The organism is Chryseobacterium sp. MMS23-Vi53 (assembly GCF_047651245.1).
Classification (GTDB): Bacteria; Bacteroidota; Bacteroidia; order Flavobacteriales; family Weeksellaceae; genus Chryseobacterium.
This window is the reverse complement of record NZ_CP180265.1, coordinates 109,907-131,770: the sequence shown is the minus strand read 5'-3', so window position 1 is coordinate 131,770 and position 21,864 is coordinate 109,907. Positions and strand designations below refer to the sequence as shown.

Annotated in this window: 14 protein-coding genes; 5 read left to right on the top strand and 9 right to left on the bottom strand. The window is 34.6% G+C overall.

Going from position 1 to position 21,864, the window contains the following annotated elements:
• Window positions 1-235: 235 nt before the first annotated feature.
• The 5 genes from bglX to ACKX2A_RS00590 all read right to left on the bottom strand — a co-directional run bounded on the left by bglX (window position 236) and on the right by ACKX2A_RS00590 (window position 9,432).
• Entirely contained in the window at window positions 236-2,458 is a 2,223-nt protein-coding gene (gene bglX / locus ACKX2A_RS00610) for a beta-glucosidase BglX (RefSeq protein WP_415327084.1), read from the bottom strand.
• A gap of 152 nt (window positions 2,459-2,610) precedes the next feature.
• The gene (locus ACKX2A_RS00605; RefSeq protein ID WP_415327083.1) at window positions 2,611-4,077 is read right to left on the bottom strand and encodes a glycoside hydrolase family 30 protein; all 1,467 of its coding nucleotides are present in this window, start codon (window positions 4,075-4,077) and stop codon (window positions 2,611-2,613) included.
• A 21-nt stretch (window positions 4,078-4,098) separates the two neighbouring features.
• Window positions 4,099-4,959 carry a hypothetical protein gene (locus tag ACKX2A_RS00600; protein ID WP_415327082.1) on the bottom strand — a complete coding sequence of 287 codons (861 nt, stop codon included), beginning with the start codon at window positions 4,957-4,959 and terminating at the stop codon, window positions 4,099-4,101.
• Window positions 4,960-4,976: 17 nt separating this feature from the next.
• Window positions 4,977-6,521: a RagB/SusD family nutrient uptake outer membrane protein gene (locus ACKX2A_RS00595; protein WP_415327081.1), complete on the bottom strand. Its 1,545-nt coding sequence runs from the start codon at window positions 6,519-6,521 to the stop codon at window positions 4,977-4,979.
• A gap of 10 nt (window positions 6,522-6,531) precedes the next feature.
• Window positions 6,532-9,432, bottom strand: a complete 2,901-nt coding sequence (locus ACKX2A_RS00590) for a SusC/RagA family TonB-linked outer membrane protein (protein WP_415327080.1) — start codon at window positions 9,430-9,432, stop codon at window positions 6,532-6,534.
• 177 nt (window positions 9,433-9,609) lie between these two features.
• Between ACKX2A_RS00590 and ACKX2A_RS00585 the strand changes: the two genes are divergently transcribed.
• The 3 genes from ACKX2A_RS00585 to ACKX2A_RS00575 all read left to right on the top strand — a co-directional run bounded on the left by ACKX2A_RS00585 (window position 9,610) and on the right by ACKX2A_RS00575 (window position 12,908).
• Window positions 9,610-10,797: an MFS transporter gene (locus ACKX2A_RS00585; RefSeq protein WP_415327079.1), complete on the top strand. Its 1,188-nt coding sequence runs from the start codon at window positions 9,610-9,612 to the stop codon at window positions 10,795-10,797.
• A gap of 23 nt (window positions 10,798-10,820) precedes the next feature.
• Window positions 10,821-11,630 (top strand): NUDIX hydrolase, encoded by an 810-nt coding sequence (locus tag ACKX2A_RS00580; RefSeq protein WP_415327078.1) that lies wholly within the window; start codon window positions 10,821-10,823, stop codon window positions 11,628-11,630.
• A gap of 99 nt (window positions 11,631-11,729) precedes the next feature.
• On the top strand, window positions 11,730-12,908 hold the full coding sequence (locus ACKX2A_RS00575; protein WP_415327077.1) for an acyl-CoA dehydrogenase family protein: 1,179 nt from the start codon (window positions 11,730-11,732) through the stop codon (window positions 12,906-12,908).
• A gap of 78 nt (window positions 12,909-12,986) precedes the next feature.
• Here ACKX2A_RS00575 and ACKX2A_RS00570 read toward each other — a convergent pair whose 3' ends face one another.
• The 4 genes from ACKX2A_RS00570 to rsmG all read right to left on the bottom strand — a co-directional run bounded on the left by ACKX2A_RS00570 (window position 12,987) and on the right by rsmG (window position 17,324).
• Window positions 12,987-15,680, bottom strand: a complete 2,694-nt coding sequence (locus ACKX2A_RS00570) for a PD-(D/E)XK nuclease family protein (protein WP_415327076.1) — start codon at window positions 15,678-15,680, stop codon at window positions 12,987-12,989.
• A complete protein-coding gene (locus ACKX2A_RS00565) occupies window positions 15,677-16,213 on the bottom strand; it encodes a DUF922 domain-containing protein (RefSeq protein ID WP_415327075.1) in 537 nt (178 codons plus the stop codon). Before ACKX2A_RS00565 ends, ACKX2A_RS00570 begins: the two co-directional genes overlap by 4 nt.
• Window positions 16,214-16,218: 5 nt before the next feature.
• On the bottom strand, window positions 16,219-16,626 hold the full coding sequence (locus ACKX2A_RS00560; RefSeq protein WP_415327074.1) for a hypothetical protein: 408 nt from the start codon (window positions 16,624-16,626) through the stop codon (window positions 16,219-16,221).
• Between the two features lie 62 nt (window positions 16,627-16,688).
• The gene (gene rsmG, locus ACKX2A_RS00555; RefSeq protein ID WP_415327073.1) at window positions 16,689-17,324 is read right to left on the bottom strand and encodes a 16S rRNA (guanine(527)-N(7))-methyltransferase RsmG; all 636 of its coding nucleotides are present in this window, start codon (window positions 17,322-17,324) and stop codon (window positions 16,689-16,691) included.
• Window positions 17,325-17,550: 226 nt separating this feature from the next.
• Between rsmG and ACKX2A_RS00550 the strand changes: the two genes are divergently transcribed.
• Window positions 17,551-18,744 carry a pyridoxal phosphate-dependent aminotransferase gene (locus ACKX2A_RS00550; protein ID WP_415327072.1) on the top strand — a complete coding sequence of 398 codons (1,194 nt, stop codon included), beginning with the start codon at window positions 17,551-17,553 and terminating at the stop codon, window positions 18,742-18,744.
• A gap of 135 nt (window positions 18,745-18,879) precedes the next feature.
• The gene (locus ACKX2A_RS00545) at window positions 18,880-21,819 is read left to right on the top strand and encodes a M16 family metallopeptidase (RefSeq protein ID WP_415327071.1); all 2,940 of its coding nucleotides are present in this window, start codon (window positions 18,880-18,882) and stop codon (window positions 21,817-21,819) included.
• Window positions 21,820-21,864: the final 45 nt, after the last annotated feature.

Here is a 21,864-nt window from a genome sequence, read left to right as displayed (position 1 = left end):
TTGTCGCAATACTTTACTCCTTAAAATTTTGAGTTATAATATTTAAATCTTTGCGTTAAAAAATTTTAGATTAAGATTATTTTCAAAGTTGTCATGCTGGAAGCATCTCTACAAAGATTATCTAGATTCTTTCAGAATGACAAAAGTTGTGTTTAATTGATATTTCGCAAAAAAACATTTAGTCTTCTGCCACCAAAAGCGGGTTTTATCCCGCTCTTAGTTTAGAAAACTTATATTATTTTGACCAGTTAATTCTTTTAGTCTGAACATTTTGAGAATCAGTTCCGACCATAATGTCAAAGTCACCGCCTTCCCAATCAAAATTCAGCTGATCGTCATAGAATTTTAGATTTTCCGGAGTTAAAGTGAAATTGATTGTTTTTGTTTCCCCTTTTTTAATGAAAACTTTTTCAAAACCTTTCAATTCTTTTACAGGTCTTACAACCTTTCCGAAAAGATCTCTGATGTACAGCTGCACCACTTCTTCCCCATCATAATTTCCAGTGTTAGAAACATTTACACTGATATTTAAAGTCTGATTTCCTTTAAGATTGGTTGAACTTAAATTCATATCAGAATATTTAAACTGAGTATAACTTAAACCATAACCAAACGGAAATTTCGGGTCATTATCCAAATCGATATAAGCCGAAACATAGTTTCTGTCGGTGTTATTTTTTGCAGGTCTTCCCGTATTGTAATGATTGTAGTAAACAGGAATCTGTCCTTCTGTTCTCGGGAAAGTCATTGGAAGTTTCCCGCCCGGATTTACTGTACCGAAGAGAACATCCGCTATAGAATTCCCAGCTTCCGTTCCCAACCACCAAGTGTACATAATTGTCGGAATATTGTCTGCCGCCCAATCAAAAACCAAAGGTCTTCCTGCGTTAATCATCAAGACAATCGGTTTTCCTGTTTTAGCAATTTCTTTCAACAGATCTTCCTGAACACCTGTAAAATGTAGATTGCTTCTGCTTTTCGCCTCACCGCTCATCGCGTGACCTTCACCTAAAGTCATGATGACAACGTCTGCTTTTTTCGCTGTTTCTACGGCTTCTGCAAACATCGACTTGTCCTGATCATCAACATTCGCGCCTTTTGCATACAATAATGTTGAGTTTTTATCTAATTGATTTTTAATTCCATCAAATTGGGTAATGATTCTTTGATTATCGTCTTTAAATGCAATCGACCAGAATCCGTGATTGGCAGAAGTTTCTTTTCCGAAAGGTCCAATCAAGGCAACCGTTTTTGTAGATCTTGAAAGAGGCAGAATATTATTTTGATTTTTAAGTAAAACAATAGATTTTGAACCAAATTCTCTTCCGAATTTTCTGTTTTCCTGATTATTTAGCTGCTCTTTCTGTCTTTTTTCGTTGCTGAATCTGTAAGGATCGTCGAATAATCCCATCTCAAATTTTTTAATCAAAATTCTTCTTGCTGCATCATCAATCAACTTCGGATCAACCTTTCCTTCCTGAACCAATTTTGGAAGTTCCGCAATGTAAGCTCGGCTTTCCATATCCATATCGCTTCCTGCATTGATGGCCTTTTCCGCCGCTTCTTTATTATCTTTAGCATAGCCGTGAGGAACCATTTCGCCGATGCTTCCCCAATCTGAAACCACAAAACCTTTGTAATTCCATTTTCCTTTTAATAAATCTCTTAAGATATACTTATTTGCTGTTGCCGGAATTCCGTTAATATCATTAAAAGAGTTCATAAAAGTTGCAACTCCGGCTTCTGCAGCCGCTTTGAAAGGAGGAAGATAGGTTTCGTTTAATTGTCTTAAACTCATGTCAACAGAATTGTAATCTCTTCCGCCAACTGCCGCTCCATAAGCCGCGAAATGTTTTGCACAAGCCATGATTGCATCCAGATTTCCAAGACCTTTTCCCTGAAAACCTTTGATTCTTGCCAAACCAATCTGCGTTCCCAAGTAAGTATCTTCACCTGAACCTTCCATTACTCTTCCCCATCGTGGATCTCTCGCAATGTCGACCATTGGTGCAAACGTCCAGTGAATTCCATAAGCTGATGCTTCCGTAGCCGCAATTCTTTCTGATTTTTCAATTAATTTTAAATCCCAGCTTGCCGCCTGACCCAAATTCACGGGAAATGTTGTTCTGTACCCATGAATTACATCCTGACCAAACAGTAATGGAATTCTCAACCTAGATTTTAAAGCTAATTCCTGAAATTTTCTTGTTTCTTCTGCTCCCGCTACATTGAGCATAGAACCGACTTTGCCTTGTTTTATTTCATTTAAAACACTTGCAGAATTGGAATTCTGAGGACCTGTTGCATATTCAAAACCGCTGTATTGAACCAACTGCCCTACTTTTTCTTCTAACGTCATTTTCGACAACAACTCAGAAACTCTCTGGTCGATTGTCTTTTGTCCAAATGCATTCATCCCAAATGCTGTAATTGCCAATAAGAAATAAACTCTCTTCATTTTACTCTAATTTTCTGTTTTTATATTAATTTTTTAACGCAAAGTCCGCAAAGATTTTTTGAAATTAATATTGCTTATTTTTAAGTTCGCAAAGGCGTTTCCACTTAAATAAGAACACTAAGATTTTCATTTCATCCAATTGATTCTTTACTTTAAAAAATATATGTCGCAGTTGAGCTTCCTGAAATAGTAACAGGAGCTGTCTTCTGATTATATTTAATGGTAAAAGCTTTGTCCCCAGAATTGCTGTTCTGAACAATAAGAACTGTTTTCCCAGCCGGAGTTTTAAAAGCTACCGTTGAAAGGTTATCGCCCTGTGTAGAAGCGATTCTCTGAGAATTTACCGGAACAAATTTAGAAGCATGAGCGATAATATAGTAGGCAACATTTTTGTCGTATGCCGTCGCATTATTTACTGTAATAGCACCTTTACATTGAGTACAGCCACCCGGCGTATGAGGCCCAAACGAGGCATCATTTGCTACATTCCACTCCAACGCTGTCTTACTCCAGTTTCTCATCGAACCAATAATAACGTTTTTTACGTGCCAATCCAAATCTCCGGAGAAACCTCCTGTAGAACTTGTCCATTGTTCTGTGAAATAGACGTCTTTATTTGGAAATAAATTGTGAACGGTACTCAACGCCGAAATATCTCCTGCATATAAATGGAAAGCCGATCCATCCACGTAAGGATTTGCCGCTGTGTCATTTAAAACAGTCAAAGGATAAGTCGGATCATCGCAATTGTGATCGTAAGCAATAATTTTAGTGGTAATATTGGCAGCCTGAAAAGCAGGCCCTAAATTATTTTTAATAAAAGTAGCCTGACTTCCTGCCGTCATATACATACTTGGATTGTTTCCCGGATGCAGTGGCTCGTTTTGAGGTGTAATGGCATCAATTTTAATTCCCTGAGCCTGCATTTGCTGAATATATTTTACGAAATATTGAGCATAAACTCCGTAAAATTCAGGTTTTAAGCTACCTCCCATGCTGTTTCCGTTGTCTTTCATCCAAACCGGAGGTGACCACGGTGTTGCTAAGATTTTAATATTTGGATTAATCACCAAAATATCTTTTAACATCTGGATAACAGCCTGATCTTTCGTTAAGCTAAATTGTGCAAGCGTAGGATCTGTTTGTCCTGTTGGCATATCGTCATAAGAAAAAACCTCGCTGTTCAAATCTGAAGCGCCAATGCTAATTCTTAAATAACTAATACCAATTCCTGAACTACTGAATAGATCATTCAATAATTCCTGTTTCTTGGTTGCATTCAGCTGATTAATTACCTGAACACTCCCACCAGTAAGCGTATATCCGAAACCATCAATACTTTGGAAAATCTGCGAAGCATCCACTTCTATTGTTGTTCCTGTGCTTGATGTTCCTGAAAAATAAGCTGTACCCTGTTGTTGTAGTTTCACTGTTTGATCTCCTTTCGTTAACCACACCTGTACCGGATCTCCGGAAGTACTTCCGTTTCCATTGTTCCCTGAATTGTCATTATTAGACAAATCCGAAGATGTACTGCTGCAGTTTAAAAAAGAAAGAAGCGCTACACCGCAGAGTGCAGCACTTCTAAGTACGAAACTATATGAATGTTGTGATTTCATATCGATTTAATTGTGTGAGGTTTACGTGGTTTTTCTGAATTCAACTTTATCTACGCTCAATCCTGTCACCTTATCTCCTCCGCATTTAATTACCAGATAGACTGTTCCAGTTGCTGTTGCAGTATAAACTCCTGCATTTTTACCACTATTGCATCCTATAGCAGAAACTTTTCCTCCGAAAGCACTTTTACCACAACCATCCCATGTATTAATATTTCTATAAACTGTTCCACTAATATCATTGCCAGGTGCTGGTAAGCTGTTAACTACATAAACTTCGAACCATGTATTTTCTAATGCTGTTCCTGAAGATGCTACCATATCTATGGAATACTTTTGTCCTGCAACTACATTTACAGCTTGATAAAAAGCTTGCTGATTACCTCCTGAAGCTACAATTGTTGCTTTACCATTAGCTATCACCCATTGAGCTTTGGTAGGACTAATAGGATGAATTGTCCACTTTGCAACTTCTGCGGGTGTATCAAATCTTCCGCCCTGAATAATGTTGCCAGCTACTGGATCTGAAGTTGGAACAACAATAGTATTACTTGCTGTACCTCCGACTTGTCCACCAATACCTACTGTATTTCGCTGAACAACATATGTTCCTGCATCCGGAAGAAAAATGTCCATCTCATTTTTTCCATTGATAAAACCATCGTAATCGACGTTCCATTGAGAATTTATGAAATTAACATAATTGTCATTAACAGCTTTTAAGTGATAGTGATTTTCACTTGTTTTAGTTACTGTAAAAGATGCGTCCACTGAAGGCTGTGTAAGACCATTTCCTTCACCTACAGTATCCGGAGAACATCCTGCCAGAAAAAAAACAGCTGAACTTATTAAAAGAGTTTTAGTAATATATTTAGTTATCATGTTTTTATTGATTAATATTAATAACCTGGGTTTTGCTTTAAGATTGTTCCGGTAAGTTCCGTTAAAGGTATTGGCATAATCTCATTTTTACCTGCTATGAAACCTTTAGATGCTAATTTTGTAGATGCTTCTCCCCATCTAACAAGATCAAAGAATCTATGACCTTCACCTGCTAGTTCTCTTCTTCTTTCATCTTTAACAGCCTGTAAGCTTACTGGTACGGATGCTAAGCCAACTCTTGCTCTTACTGCATCAAGTAAAGCCTGCGCTCTGGATCCTGTTCCGTTAAGAGCTTCTGCTTCCATAAGATAAGTATCTGCAAGTCTGATAAGAATGTAGTTTTGTCTGTAATTAAGCTCAGATACTCCAGGTAAATTGGTAACTTTATCCTTTGTCGGCATAAATTTGTTGAAGAAATATCCTGTATCCATGTAAGCAGGAGAATAATCAGCCTTATTTTGTTGTTTTAAGAGATTCATATTAAGAATTGTTGCATCTCTTCTAGGGTCGGTTTGCATGAAGTTATAAAGATCTGTAGTTATAACATTAAATGCCCATCCTGAAACAATGTCCGGTGCATCTGTAGCCTTTCTATTATAAGATCTTGGCGCTGTCATTACACAGATAGAATTTCCCTCATCTTTTCCCTGCCCCCAAAAGCTCCAGTCTGAATTTGCTTTATTTGTATGCATAACTTCAATAATAGATTCGGTGCTAAACTTATATGGATCGTTAGCTTCAGTAACTGGAGCTGATTTAAACAGATCTGCATAGTTGGCTACTAATTTGTATCCATATTGACTTGTCCCGCCAGGTGTTCCGTTTACATCAGCAAATTGCGCTGCAGCCTCATTTTTCTTGTTTTCATACAAGTAAACTTTACCAAGTAGTGCTTTTGCAGCTCCTTGAGTTAATCGCCCTCTTTGCTCACCTGAGACAGTCATAGGAAGGTTAGGAATTGCTTCTAGTAAATCTGTCTCTATTTGAGTATAAACTGCAGTAGGTGCAACCTGTGGAACATTAAAAAGATCATCGGATGCTGTAAAAGGTTTTAGAATTAATGGAATATTTCTAAAAATACGTACCAAATCAAAATAATATAAAGCACGAAGAACTTTTGCTTCTGCAATGAATCTGCTTTTCGTCGTTTCATTCATTACCGCATTCGGAGCTCTTAAAATAAGAGTATTTGCTCTAGCAATCCCTTGATAATAATCACTCCAATAACTTGGAGGCATTGTATTAGGATTAATCTGGAAGTTTGACGCTCCCTGAATTCCTGCTCCATCAGTAGCACTTCCTCCTCCTGCATAAAAATCGTCAGATGCTGCATTGTAGAAAGTTACTAGATTTTCAAAACCTCCTGCATATTTTCTTAAAGGATCATATGTACCGACAAGCGCAAAAAAACATTCCTGCTCATTTCGGAAAAAGTTTTCCGATAAAAATGTTCCGGGATTTGTTTTTTCTTCAAGATCAGCGTCTGTACAAGAAACATTTGCTGCGGATAAACCTATCAATAGAGAAGCCGCAATACTTATTTTAAAGAATTTATTTTTCATTTTATTTTTTTTAGAAAGTTACATTAGCACCAAACATGAAAGTTCTGGCTTGTGGATAAAATGCTCTATCGATTCCAAAAGAATCACCTGCTGCAATTTCAGGATCGTATCCTGTATATTTCGTAAATGTGAAAAGATTTTCACCTGTAACATATAGACGTAATTTGCTTACTCCGAAATTTTGCGTCATATTTGATGGTAACGTGTATCCTATCTGTACTAATTTGATACGGAAATAATCTCCTTTCTGTAAATACCAGTTTGACATTCTGGAATAGTTTTTATTAGGATCATCTCTAGTAACTCTTGGGTTGTCATTTGTAGATCCTTCTCCCGTCCAACGATCAAGAATTTTTGTCTGATAGTTTGCATCCAGCATATCTAGTCTTCTTAGACCCTGGAATATTTTATGCCCAGCTGCTCCCTGTCCAAATACCATTAAATCCCAGTTTTTGTAGCTAATATTTAAAGTAGCCCCGAAATTGAATTTAGGTATTGAACTTCCAAGATATACTTTGTCATTATCATCTATCACACCATCACCATTTGAATCCTGCCAGATAAAATCCCCAGGTTTTGCATTAGCCTGAAGCATTTGTCCGTTTGAATTTACGTAAGAATTAATCTGTGATTGGTTTTGGAATACTCCCAAGGTCTGAAAACCATAGAATGATTTATAAGGTCTTCCCACAATTGTTCTTTGTACAGGACCCATAGATTGGAAACTCCCCTCATCTAAATATTTAGTTCCTGTTTCTAATGTAAGAACTTCGTTTTCATTATATGCAAAGTTTGTATTTAGTGAGAATGTGAAGTCATTCCAGTTTTTCTTGTATCCAAGTTCAACTTCTACACCTCGGTTTTCCATATCACCTACATTAGCAATATAAGGAGCTGAGACCCCAACATAACCCGGGATTTTTATAGGACGTAAAATATCAACTGTTTTTTTCTTATAAAAATCTACTGATAAATTAAAATTATTAAATAGTTTAAGATCGGCAGCAATATTTACCTGTCTTGTTGTTTCCCATTTGAGATCTGGATTTGCCAAAGAACCTGGAGCATATCCAGTCAGCACTGTATTGTTCCCGTTGGTATAATTAAAGCCTGATAAAAAGAAACTAGAAAATCTGAATGTTTCAATACCATCATTACCTAATGTTCCAAAACCTCCACGGAATTTCAAACTATTAACTATATTATTCTGAGGCCAGAAACTTTCGTTATTAACATTCCATCCTAAAGAGAAAGAAGGAAAAAGTCCCCAGTGATGATTGGGTCCGAAAAGAGAAGATCCATCATAACGCAATGTTCCCGTTAATAAATATCTATTGTCATAATCGTATATAAGACGTCCAAAATAAGAAGCTTTATTCCACTCTACATTATCCCATGCATTAGAAGTTCTGTTTTCAGAAGGCAAAGCAAAATTGAATGATGCGTCTTCATAGCTTGTAATAGGTAGATTTGTATGGGTAATCGTCTGTCCATTTCCAATGTTATAATCATAATATCCTGTTCCTAACAAAACATTAAAATTATGCTTACCAAATTTATTCTGATAGTTTAATGTGTTTTCCATGCTCCACTCAAATTTATTTTGAGTTGTACGGCTTAAACTATTATTCACTAAATTACTGTAAGTAGAGCTTAAATAAAATAAAGGTGTAAAACTCTGGCTTCCCCAATATGCTTTTTTACCATTTAAAGAAGATTTAAAAGTAAAATGATCTAAAAATTTAACTTCTGCGTACACATTTGCTATAAAATCATCAGACCAGTTAAAATTACCAAGCTGGGTATATCTAAAAGCTTTTGGGTTAGACATTTCCTGATTTACATAAGGGGAAATTCCATACGGATTCCCATATTCATCTCTGACTATGTATGGATTGGAATAGATGTTGGGATCTACTGTAGAAAAATCTTTTACAACTACAGGAGTAATTGGATCAAGATTTACTGCTGAGCTTAAAGGTCCGCCAAATTCACCATTAGAATTAATCCCTTGATTTTTCTGATGAGTATAGCCAAATGTCTGACCTAATGTAAGCCAATCTGTAACTTTATGGCTCGAGTTTATTCTTGCTGTTAATCTTTTATAGTAAGATATATCACTCATTACAATACCAGATTGATCATAATATCCGAAAGATCCGTAAAACAATGACTTTTCATTTCCTCCCTGTACACTTACTTCATGATTTTGTCTTTCTCCAGTGCTGAAAATCTGGTCTTGCCAATCTGTACCTTTGCCAAACGACGAAGGATTTTGAAATCTAATTGGCTTCCCATCATTGGCAAAACCTTCATTGATAATACTTGCATACTGTGTCGCATCTAAAAGATCTAATTTTCTTGCAGCATTGCTAACACCATAGAAGCCATTATACGTTAGATTAAGTCTTCCTCTTTTTCCTTTTTTAGTAGTAACCAAAATTACACCTCTTGCTGCAGACACACCATAAATAGCTGATGACGCTCCATCTTTTAGGACTTCAATACTTTCAATATCACTCTGATTAAGCCATCCAATTCCGTCTACAACAATTCCATCAACCACCCAAAGTGGATCATTATTGGATGAATAACTGGTAATTCCTCTTACTCTAATTGTTGCACTAGATCCAGGCTGCCCAGAATTTGAGATTACATTAACACCGGCAGCTCTCCCCTGAAGCACTTGTTCCGGTTTACCTGCAGGAATTGCTTCAATGTCACTGGCTTTAATACTTGCGATCGCACCCGTCACATTACTCTTTTTCTGAGTACCGTAACCGATCATTACTACCTCTTCAATTTTTTGTTCTTTTGGAAGAGTGTCTTTCTTTGTGTTTTGGGCATTGAAATTTGCAGTAAAATATAGCACTGCAACCATCCCCAAACTTCTAGATATTCTTACATTCATATACAGTTAGTTTTTTAATTCTCAAATTGAGACAATAAAAATATATTTTTTTTTAAATAATTAACATTTTATTAATAATTATTTTAATATTTCGTTTATTTTTGGGGGTTTAAAGGCATAAATTTTTCTTAAAAACGAGTAAAATTTGGCAAAAAATCAATAAAAAAAATCCCCAAAATGTCGACCAAGCTCTCTAAAATTTCACTTCCACTCAAGCTGACTTTTCTAATTTTCTCCATGGTGCTAAACTGCATGGGCATTGTAATTCTTCAACTTTCGGAGGCAAAAATCACCTATGATAAATTAGGATTTTTAGAATCTTTCAAAGATCTTCCGATTGCTTTTATTTCACTTTTCGCTGTTAATTTTATCAGCAAATTTGGAACAAAAAAATCTCTTATTTTAGCTTTAACAATTGTTGGGATTTGTTCACTTATTTTACCATTTGTAGAGGTATTTTGGTTTTATAAATTATGGTTTGCCATTATAGGAACGTGTTTCGCAATCGGAAAAATTTGTGTCTTTGGAATCATCAGAAACAATATTTCAGATGAAAAATCTTTAGCTAAAACCATGAATAGTGTCGAAGCTTCCTTCATGATCGGAGTTTTTGTTGTGAATACGGGATTTGGGTGGATTATTTCCAGTCAGTTTTCTCAATTCTGGAAATTTGGCTTTTTATCCATATCAGTCTTATCAGCCGTTACCATCTTTTTATTTTCAAGATTACCGATTGCAGAACCAATAAAGGAAGAAAAAGAAAATATCTTAAAAGACCTCATAACATTTATCAATCCTTTGATTATTATATTTTTAGCTGTAGTTTTTTCTATTGTTTTTGTTGAGCAAAGCTTCAATTCCTGGCTGCCTTCTTTTTATAAAAATCATTTAAAAGTAAATTCATTTTTTGCGCTTCAGGCTTCATCATTTTTATCTTTATTTTCGTACATCGGAAGAACCATTACAGCGAATATTATTCAGAAATTTTCTCTTTCAAAGTACTATATTTTATGTCTTTCATTAATTATGCTTGTTTTATCCGTAATCATTGGCATCCAGTTTTTAGTGACAGATAATTCAAAGGCGTTGCTATTTTTATTTCCGGTGATTGGATTATTTTTATCACCACTCTACCCTGTTATCAATTCAAAAATGATTGCCCATATCGAAAATTCGAAAGCCAACCTTATTACATCACTAATAGTTATTTTTTCATCGTTGGGTAGCTCTGTAAGTTCAATTATAATGTCTGTTTTATTTAAAAATGAATTGCTGAATTTCTATTCTATATATATTTTAATCGCTGTAATTGTGGTATTTACGATAAGTTTAATTTATTTTAGACTTGCTAATAAAAACATTTAGAAAATAATTTTATTTTTACTACCATGGAAATCAAGAACGAAAAAAACAAGGAAACTCTACGGGAACTTATTGATACAAAAGACTTTGTAGCGCATGTATCTGTCGATTGTACCATATTTGGTTTTCATAATAATATCCTGAAAGTGTTGCTTTTGAAGTACCATGACCTCAATTTGTGGTCTCTTCCGGGTGGTTTTGTCTTTAATGATGAAGACCTTCGTGAAGCTGCTGCACGTGTATTGCATGAAAGAACACATCTTAAAGATATTTTCTTAAAACAGTTCCACACATTCGGTAGAATTGACAGAACGGAGAATAATGTTCACCAAATTCTACTAAACAATAAAGGTATTGAAGTTCCGAAAGATCACTGGATTTTCCAAAGATTTATTACAGTTGGATATTGCAGTTTGATCGATTTTTCTCTTGCGAATACTTTCCCTGATGCTTTCAACGAGACTTGTGAATGGTTTGAAGTCAATAATTTACCCCAAATGGCTTTCGATCACGACAGAATCATCGAGACCGGTCTGGAATACTTAAGAATGAACATCAACACAGAAGTTGCAGCAAGTAATCTTTTGCCTGAAAAATTCACGATGAAAGATCTTCAATGTCTGTATGAAACCATTTTAGGTGAAAAATTCAGAAGAAATAATTTTCAACGTAAAATATTGAGTTTAAATATTTTAGAAAGGCTTGAGAAATTGTACGATGGTTCAGCAAACAAAGCTCCGTATTTGTATAAATTTAAAACTAGAATTTACAATCCGACGAATCAGTACCCAATCTCCAATGAAGAGGGAAACGATTTTAGTGATTCTGCTGAGTAAAACTTCATTTAATTAGTTTAAAATCAACCAATAAACGACATTTAAAAAAAATTTTTCAGGAATACCGAAAAGTATTACTTTTAGGAAAATTAAATTACAATGTCATATTATTCCCTTACGAGCATCCCCGATTATTACGGGATCGATGCTTTACTTACCGATGAACACAAACTTATTCGCCAGTCTGTAAGAGATTGGGTGGAAAGTTTTGTAATGCCACAGATAGATCAAGCTGCACAAAATCATACAGATATACCGAATTTGATGAGAGAATTGGGGAAAATTGGCGCACTTGGCCCCTATATTCCTGTTGAATACGGAGGTTCAGGATTAGATCAAATTTCTTACGGTTTAATCATGCAGGAGCTGGAAAGGGGTGATTCTGCCGTTCGTTCTGCAGCTTCTGTACAAAGTTCTTTGGTGATGTTTCCTATTAATGAATTTGGTTCTGAAGAGCAGAAAAAGAAATATTTACCAAAATTAGCAGCCGGTGAAATGATTGGTTCTTTCGGTTTGACTGAGCCAAATCACGGTTCAGATCCAGGTTCTATGGAAACATATTTTAAAGATATGGGAGATCATTATCTTTTGAATGGGGCGAAAATGTGGATCACAAACTCTCCTCTTTGCGATATTGCCGTGGTTTGGGCTAAAAATGAAGAAGGAAAAGTTCAGGGATTGATCGTAGAAAGAGGGATGGAAGGCTTTACAACACCTGAAACTCATAATAAATGGAGTTTAAGAGCTTCAAAAACAGGAGAATTGGTTTTTAATGATGTAAAAGTACCAAAAGAAAATTTACTTCCTGGAGTTACGGGATTAAAAGGACCTTTATCGTGCTTAAATTCAGCGAGATACGGTATTTCTTGGGGCGTAATCGGTGCAGCAATTGATTGCTATTGTACTGCCGTTCAGTATTCTAAAGAAAGAAAACAGTTTGGAAAACCAATTGGATCTTATCAGTTACAACAGAAGAAACTAGCCGAATTTTTAACGGAAATCACTAAGGCTCAATTACTTTGTCTACAATTAGGAAATCTTAAGAATGCTCATAAAGCAACTCCTGCCCAAATTTCAATGGCGAAAAGAAATAATGTAAAAATGGCTATTGATATTGCCAGAGAATCTCGTCAAATCCTCGGAGGAATGGGAATTATGGGTGAATTCCCGATGATGCGCCACGCCGCAAACCTTGAATCTGTAATCACTTACGAAGGAACTCACGATGTTCATTTGTTGATTACAGGTCTTGATATTACAGGAATTAACGCTTTCTAAATTTAGAAAAATAGAAATAAAAAAGAGCTTGACAGTTTTGTTAAGCTCTTCTGTTTTATTAAAAATCAATGCATTAAATTAATTAGAATATGATTTTATTTCTTCAATAAAATTCATGTCGGGATTTAAAATTTCATCAATTAAACTTTTGATAGATTTCATCGCATCATCAATATTTCCTTTTTCAAATTGTAACGAAACAACTCCTTTTTTCGCCTCTGCAAAACTCCAGATTCCTGTCTCAATTGGCATTCCCCAAAACTCTGGAAGATTCTGCACAACATATTGATATATACATAATTGCAACGCTTGTTTTCGATCGCTGTTGTGGAAATAATCATCTACATTATTTTCGTCGATTTTTACAATTAAGTTTTTAATTTTCGCTGTTTTATAATCGATGATTCTTAAAGTCCCGTTCAGTCGGTCGATTCGATCGATGAAACCAAAGAAAGAAATTTTATCGTTTTCATCAAGATAAAAATCAACATTTTCGAAGCGTTTTTCTATATCTAAAATTTCTAATTTATTTCCACTTTTTATTAATTCAAGATCATGATTAAGGATGTTTTCAATCACCTTTTTGGCAATCGCCTTGTGGATGAAATTCATCCCTTTTTCGTAGAATTCAGGTTGATGTTTTAGCTTATCAATTGCAACTTCAATATATTTATCAATTGCTTTAATTGAATCCTTTAAATCATTTTCTTTTAGCGCTTTACCTTTTAACACCTCATAAACTTCTTGAAGTGTATAGTGAACTAAATTCCCATAATTTTTAACTGATAATTCCTCTTCAATTTCGTCACTTTCAGATGTCTTTAAAATCTTCGAAAAATAAAAATCGATGGGATTATAAAGATAGCTCGTAAGGTGCGACGCGGAAACTTTTTCCTTCCATTTTTGAAGCCTTTCCAACACAATGTTTGTCTTTGAAATTTCAATCGGTTGTGTGATGATCGGTTCGGAAGAATTTTCTATAACCAGGTGCTCTATTTGATGAGAACTTTCCATCTCAATTTGAGTAATAAATCTACTTTTTTCACCCGTATTTACACCCGAACTTAAAGCATTAAATAACAAATGAACATTTTTAGAATCCTGAATCAAACGGTAAAAATGGTATGCATAAATACTGTCATTTTCAAGGAAAGTATGCATATCAAAAAACCGTCTGATATCGAAAGGAATATAGGTATTTTGCGAATTACCGAGCGGTAGTTTCCCTTCATTTACAGAAAGCATAATTACGTTTTCAAAATTCAAAAGACGGGTTTCCAACAATCCCATAATTTGTAATCCTCGCAAAGGTTCACCTTGAAAATCAATACTTTCAGAATTAATATGTTGATTAATCAAAATTTCCAATGTTTCCATTTTGATTTCAAATTGGTATGGAGACAATTGGTTTTTAATAATTCTAAATGAATTCTCAAAATGAGATACATTTTCGTATTGAATATCATCAATTTGCAGCCATTTTACTTTCTTACAAAATTCAATTAATGAATCTAAATAAATTCCTGTAGAATCTGCTTTTTGAAGTAAATTATAATATGAAAGCTCACCCAAAAGTTCATCGAGTAATTTTCTTGAAATATAAACGATGTTTCGTTCCTCAATTTTTGCTTTGAATTGATTGATAATCAACTCATCTTCAATCGATTTCGGAAGTTCTTCAAGAATGGGAAAAATATCACGATAATAATAAGATGACTTATTTTTTTCTAATTGTTTCTGAAGATAAAAAAGCTGTTTTATGGCATTCGAAAAAGAAAGATTTTTCAACGGAAAACCCATTGTAATATTCAGATTCTGAACATTGTACATTACATCTAAACTTGCGGGAAGAAGGTTTTCATCCAACAAAACAACGGCTGTATCAGAAAATGTTTTATTTTCTATTTCTTTGAAAATTTCAGGTAAAATTTTTGTTTGTGTAATATTCCCTGAAACTTCGTAAACTTTTATATTTTTAGGTTGATTAAAGTCGTCTTCAATCCAGTTAAAAAGTCTATGGTCATCGAATTCTTTCCATGTTTTATGATTTCTCAAAAACTTTCCGGCTTCCTGTCTTTCATCATCAAAATAATAATGATCTGCCTGAAAAAAACACTGCGCTTTATCCCACTGCAAAAGGCTTCTGACTAATTTTTCTTCAACAGGGGTAAATGCATTAAAACCACAAAAAACAAACTGTTCATTCGTATTTTTAGCAAAATCAACAATACTTGCTTTTGCCGTTTCATGAATCATTCCTGAAGTTGCCCAGTTTTTTTCCTGTAATTTTTTCTTTAAAACAGGAAGAAAAACATTCATGTTTTGCCAAAAATTTAGGAATTTTTTTCGTGGAACATCATCGTCTTCACCCAAATCTTGTGCCCATTCCTTGATCCTTTCTTCATCGAACATATATTCTAAAACCGCCTGATCGCTTTCAGAAAACTTCAAAATATCGTCCCAATCTTTCTGTAAAGTCGGAAACCATTTTAAAAATTCAGAAAAATCATAATTGGGAATTAAATTCAGACTTTTATAGACATCAAAGGCAAACAGCCACAGCGAAATCCCTTGAATAGGCTGTTTGTCAGCAATTCGATCAATAAGTTCTTCAACAGTGAAAAAATTTGGAAGAAATCCGGAATAATTATTTTCCTCTAAAATCCGTCGGATAAAAACGATCGGACGCTTTCCGGGCAAAACTATGTTAAACACAGATAAATCCGTGTTTTGAACTAATAATTCATCGATGATTTTATTGAGGAATTTCAATACGCTTTGTAGCTTTTATAATTTTCTAATTCTTCAGCAATAATACGATTATATTCTGATTGTTTTTCCTCAACAATGCCATTCTTTGTTTCGCCGTCGTAGGCTTTTTGAAAATCCTGATATTCTTTAAGAATTCTTGCATAAATATCTTTAAAATATCTATCAAAATCGGAATTTGATTTTATTTTTTCCGCAACTTCTTTTCTCAATTTTCGTGAAAAAATTTCAGCCACATCAAAATGTTTTTGTTCATGAAGAAGAACATAATCATTAATTCTTTTCACATCTTTCCACGATTTATCTTCATTAAAAACCGTTTCAATCTTTATTTTGATGGGAACTTTCGGATTAGAAGACTTTACATAAGAATAGATCCAGCCACAGTTTGTGTATGCAGCAACATTAGAACCATGCTGATTATTTACTCTACTTTTAAAATTACTCCATTTTAATTTCACATTCTCCGACCAGTATATTCTTTGACCAAATAACACATTGGAAATCAGAATACAAGCTACAAAAATCCCTTTCATTTATTTTATTCAACTACAATTGTTTTGGTAATCCAGTTTGTGCCACCGTTCCAGAATTTAAAAGTATATATACCAGTTTGTTGCGGACTAAAATTGATCTGGCTTGCAGCTGTATAATTTTCTTGCGTACAAGGTCCGTTGCTGATATATTTATAGGCAGTAACCGTTCTCGTAAAGTTATCCGTATGAATATAATCGTAACCGTAAAATCCTTGGCAATGAGATGGATACGTGGAATAAGTTTTAATACTCTGAACAGAAAAAACGTCCATTGTATCATTTACGATTTTCACACTGTCTATTTTTATTTTATCAATAGATTCTATCGTCTGATAGTCGTCGTCATCGTTACATGAAGTGAAAAATAATCCTAAAACTAATGCAGAAAACCCAATATGGAAAAACTTTTTCATAACTACAAAATTTTGATTATTAATTAATTTTTAAGCAAAAATTATTCCTTAATTATGTTAAATTAAGAATTAAAATTTCCTTTTGATAGATACACAACTTTTTTGGTATCATAAAACTCTTCATCAAAATAGCTTTTTAAGTTGAAAATTTCACATTTAAGTCCGGCAAGCTCTTCTGCTAAGTCTCCGCCTTTTAAATACAAAATTCCGTTGTGTTTGGGATTAATTTGTTCTTTTTCAAATTTGCCTTTTAACCATCTTAAAAATTCCGGCATTTGCGTTACTGCACGGCTTACTACAAAATGGAATTTTTCCTTTAATTTTTCCGCTCTTCCATGAATTGCAGTTACATTTTTCAATCCTACACCTTCTGCAACAGCATTTACCACTGTAATTTTTTTTCCGATCGAATCAATTAACGTAAATTGTACTTCCGGAAATAAAATCGCCAACGGAATCCCCGGAAAACCGCCACCGGTTCCGATGTCCAAGACTTTGGTTCCTGGTGCAAATTCCATCACTTTTGCGATTCCCAAAGAGTGTAAAATATGCTTTTCATACAGAGATTCCATATCTTTTCGTGAAATCACATTAATTTTTTCGTTCCATTCATTGTATAAATCTTCCAATTTATTGAACTGATCGATCTGATTTTCGGTAAGATCCGGAAAGTATTTTAGTAGTAACGTTGTAGACATGTGAAATATTATAAAAAGCAAAAATAAGTTTTTATTTCTACTTCTGAAAGGCTGGAAGTCGAGAGATGGAAGTTGGAGTTTATATATTTTGAGAATATTTTTTTGATGGTAATACTTCTTCCAGCCTCTATCTTCCATCTTCAAACCAAAACAGTTCACAGAAAAATTTTTCAAAAATTAGTTTTTATCCTATATTTGTTAAAATTGAAAAATAATTAAATTAATAATGAATAAACTTTCGGATAGAGTAAATAGACTGGGTTACTCACAGACTTTTGTAATGTCGAATAAGGCTAGAGAAATGAAAGCCAACGGAATAGATGTCATCAGCCTTACTTTGGGCGAACCAGATTTCGATGTTCCTGACAATATAAAACAGGCGGCTTTCGATGCCATTAATCAAAACTACAGTCATTACTCTCCTGTTCCGGGATTTTTAGAGCTTCGCGAAGCTATTTCTCATAAATTAAAGCGAGACAACAATTTAGAATACAAACCTTCGCAAATCTGTGTTTCCAATGGAGCTAAACAATCAATTATCAATGTTTTGGCAGCATTAATAAATGACGGAGATGAAGTTATTCTTCCCAACCCTTATTGGGTAAGTTACGATGAAATGGTAAAAATGATGGGCGGAAATTCTGTGATGCTTCCAACATCTTATGTAACTGATTTTAAAATCACTGCAGAGCAATTAGAAGAAGCCATTACAGATAAAACAAAAGCTATTTTATTCAGCTCACCGTGCAATCCTTCAGGTGGGTATTATACATATGATGAGTTGAAATCTTTAGCTAAAGTTATTGCTAAATATCCTCATGTAACGGTAATTTCAGACGAGATCTACGAATATATTAACTACGAAACAAAAACAACTTCCATCGCACAATTTCCAGAAGTTTACGAACAAACTGCCGTAATCAACGGAATGTCAAAAGCTTTTGCCATGACAGGTTGGAGAATCGGATATTCTGCATGTCCGGAATGGTTGGCAAAAGCTTGTGAAAAAGTTCAGGGACAAATGACAAGCGGTGCAAACACAGTTGCTCAAAGAGCTTCAATTGTTGCTTTGCAGACAGACCCTTCTGATTACAAATACATGATCGACGCTTTTAAAGTAAGAAGAGATTTGGTTTTTGATTTAATGAAAGAAATTCCAGGATTTAAGGTTTTGTTGCCAAAAGCAGCATTTTATTTCTTCCCGGATATTTCTCATTATATTGGAAAAACTTTGGATGGTGTTGAAATTAAAGATTCTGATGATTTCGCAATGTTCTTATTAGAAAATGCCCACGTAGGATGCGTTGGTGGTGTTTCTTTCGGAAGTCCGGAATGTATAAGATTCTCTTATGCAGCTTCGGAAGAGGATTTGAGAGAAGCAATGAGAAGAATTAAAGAATTATTGGATAAATTCAACTAGATAATATTTAATATTTTTAAACAAAAAAGAATCAAAGAAATGCACTATTTAAATACAATTAAAATGCTATTTTTTGATTCTTTTTTTAGTTAAAATAAAAATTAATAACAAATTCAAAAAAAATAACACTTCACAATGAATTTTTTTAAGAGAATTACAATTGCGACAAGTATTGCAGCAGCAAGTTTCTGTGGAAATGCTTACGGACAGGATTTCCAGTGGAAAGAGGCACAATCTAACGGATACACTTATAAATATGTAACCAACGACCCGACTTCAGCGAGATATTATACTTTGAAAAACGGACTGACAGTTATTTTAAGTCCGACAAAAAAAGATCCTAGGATCCAGACTTTTATTGCTACCAAAGCGGGAAGTAAAACCGATCCTGCAGATCATACAGGTTTAGCGCATTATCTTGAGCATATGCTTTTTAAAGGAACTGATAAGTTTGGTTCTAAAGATTGGGCAAAAGAAAAACCTCTTTTGGATCAGATTGATGCTCTTTACGAAAAATATAATTCTACAAAAGACGAAACAAAGCGAAAAGAAATTTATAAGGAAATCGATAAAGTTTCCGGTGAAGCTGCAAAATTTGCCATCGCCAACGAATACGACAAAATGATGTCGGGGATGGGCGCAGACGGAACCAACGCTTTCACTTCTTATGAGCAAACGGTTTACACAGAAGATATTCCTGCGAACGTTACGGATAAGTTTTTGGCTGTTCAGGCAGAACGCTTCAGACAGCCGATTTTAAGACTTTTCCATACGGAATTGGAAGCGGTTTATGAAGAAAAAAACAGAGGCCTTGATAATGACGGAAGGAAAGTTTACGAGGCTATGTTTGCGGCAATGTTCCCGAATAACAATTACGGAAAACAGACAACGATCGGTACAATTGAACATTTGAAAAACCCTTCATTAAAAGCGATTAGAGAATATTTCAACAATTACTATGTTCCAAACAACATGGGAATTATCATGTCGGGAGATTTTAATCCTGATGAAATGATTGCTAAAATCGACAAGGATTTTTCTTACATGAAATCTAAGCCGATTCCTACATATAATCCAGGGCAGGAAAGTCCGATCACAGCTCCGATTACGAGAGAAGTTTATGGACCGAATCCTGAAAATATTATGATCGGATTCAGATTTCCGGGAGCTACGACGAAAGACGCAAGAATGCTGAATTTCATCGGAAGTATGCTGACCAACGGACAAGCCGGATTAATCGATCTTGACCTTGTTAAAAAGCAAAAATTGTTGAGTGCATATGCTTTCCCATATGTTTTAAAGGATTATTCCGTGCTTCTATTGCAGGGAAATCCGACGGAAGGACAATCATTGGATGAAGTGAAAACGTTGTTGCTTCAGGAAATTGATAAATTGAGAAAAGGTGAATTTTCGGAAGATTTAATTCAGTCAATTGTAAATAATGAAAAGAAAAATGTAATTCAGAAATACGAAAAATATTCATCGAGAGCAGAATCTTTGATGGATGAATTTACGTCTGAAGTAGATCATAAAACGCAGTTGGAATACATCGATGAAATTTCGAAACTGACGAAAAAAGACATCATGGATTTTGTTTCAAGATATCTTAAAGACAACAATTATGTGGCGGTTTATAAGAGAAAAGGTGAGGATAAAAATATCGTAAAAGTTGACAAACCAACGATTACTCCGGTTTCTGTTAATAGAGATGACCAGTCGCCTTTCCTGAAAAAAATCACGGAAATGCCGGAAAATCCAATCTCTCCGCTTTGGCTGAATTTTGATAAAGATATTGCTAAAAGTAAAGTTGGAAACGTAGATGTTCTTTCCGTAAAAAATACAGACAACGATCTTTTCAGATTATATTATTACTTTGATTCCGGAAAATGGAATAATAAAATTCTTCCTTTGGCAGCAGAGTATTTGGAATATTTAGGAACAAAAAATAAGTCTTCAGAAGACATTAGCAAAGAGTTTTACAAGTTGGCATCGAGCTTTAATGTAAGTGCAGGAAACGAGGAAACGTATGTAACTCTTGAAGGTTTAAATGAAAATTTTGATAAAACAGCCTCTTTATTTGAAGATTTAATTAAAAATTGTGTTGCAGATCAAAAAGCATTAGATTCTTATAAAGCAAGATTGAAAAAGGCCAGAGCCAATGCAAAACAAAATAAAGGCGCAATTATGTCCGGATTAAGAAGCTATGCTCAATATGGCCCTCAAAATCCTTTTAATAATGTTTTGACAGACGCAGAACTAGATGCTTTAAAAGCAGAAGATTTGGTGAATGTACTTCACGACTTATTTAATTTTAAGCATAAAATCCTTCATTACGGACCAAAATCTGCAAACGAAGTTTCTTCTTCTTTGACGTTGATTCATAAGCTACCAAGTTCATTGAAAGATATGCCGAAATCTAAAACTTTCACGCAGGTTGCAACGGATAAAAACAAGGTTTTGTTCGCGCATTACGACATGGTACAAGCGGAGATTTTCTGGGTAAGAAACAGCGATCCGTACAATGCAAGCATTACACCGACGGTGAACTTATTCAACAACTATTTCGGAGGAGGAATGGGGTCTATCGTGTTCCAGACAATCAGAGAATCAAAGGCTCTTGCCTACTCTACTTACTCTTATTTCTCGCTTCCGGGCAAAAAAGAAGATAAGGATATGATTACAGCATACGTTGGAACTCAGGCAGACAAATTCAATGAGTCTACAACGGCGATGAACGAACTTTTAACGACACTTCCAAAGTCTGATCAATTATTTGAAACAGCAAAAAGCGGATTGAAAAAATCGATTGCTGCAGAAAGAATTACTCAAGATGGAATTATCTTTACGTATTTGAGAGCTCAAAAGCTTGGAAATAATTTGGATATCAGAAAGAATGTTTACGAACAGGCTCCGAAACTTTCTTTTGCAGATATCAACAGCTTCCACGATAAGGAAATGAAGGGTAAAAATTATACTTACTGTCTCGTTGCTTCTCAAGATAAAGTAAATGAAGCCGATATGAAGAAACTCGGTGAAGTGAAAAAATTGAACTTAACTGAGATATTTGGTTATTAAAATAAAGAAAGGCAGCTAGTTTAAGTAGCTGCTTTTTTTATTAAA

Bases quoted from the DNA above. Each gene is read 5' to 3' on its own strand.
- bglX (WP_415327084.1), bottom strand. From the start codon at position 2,458: ATGAAGAGAGTTTATTTCTTATTGGCAATTACAGCATTTGGGATGAAT.
- ACKX2A_RS00605 (WP_415327083.1), bottom strand. From the start codon at position 4,077: ATGAAATCACAACATTCATATAGTTTCGTACTTAGAAGTGCTGCACTC.
- ACKX2A_RS00600 (WP_415327082.1), bottom strand. From the start codon at position 4,959: ATGATAACTAAATATATTACTAAAACTCTTTTAATAAGTTCAGCTGTT.
- ACKX2A_RS00595 (WP_415327081.1), bottom strand. From the start codon at position 6,521: ATGAAAAATAAATTCTTTAAAATAAGTATTGCGGCTTCTCTATTGATA.
- ACKX2A_RS00590 (WP_415327080.1), bottom strand. From the start codon at position 9,432: ATGAATGTAAGAATATCTAGAAGTTTGGGGATGGTTGCAGTGCTATAT.
- ACKX2A_RS00585 (WP_415327079.1), top strand. From the start codon at position 9,610: ATGTCGACCAAGCTCTCTAAAATTTCACTTCCACTCAAGCTGACTTTT.
- ACKX2A_RS00580 (WP_415327078.1), top strand. From the start codon at position 10,821: ATGGAAATCAAGAACGAAAAAAACAAGGAAACTCTACGGGAACTTATT.
- ACKX2A_RS00575 (WP_415327077.1), top strand. From the start codon at position 11,730: ATGTCATATTATTCCCTTACGAGCATCCCCGATTATTACGGGATCGAT.
- ACKX2A_RS00565 (WP_415327075.1), bottom strand. From the start codon at position 16,213: ATGAAAGGGATTTTTGTAGCTTGTATTCTGATTTCCAATGTGTTATTT.
- ACKX2A_RS00560 (WP_415327074.1), bottom strand. From the start codon at position 16,626: ATGAAAAAGTTTTTCCATATTGGGTTTTCTGCATTAGTTTTAGGATTA.
- rsmG (WP_415327073.1), bottom strand. From the start codon at position 17,324: ATGTCTACAACGTTACTACTAAAATACTTTCCGGATCTTACCGAAAAT.
- ACKX2A_RS00550 (WP_415327072.1), top strand. From the start codon at position 17,551: ATGAATAAACTTTCGGATAGAGTAAATAGACTGGGTTACTCACAGACT.
- ACKX2A_RS00545 (WP_415327071.1), top strand. From the start codon at position 18,880: ATGAATTTTTTTAAGAGAATTACAATTGCGACAAGTATTGCAGCAGCA.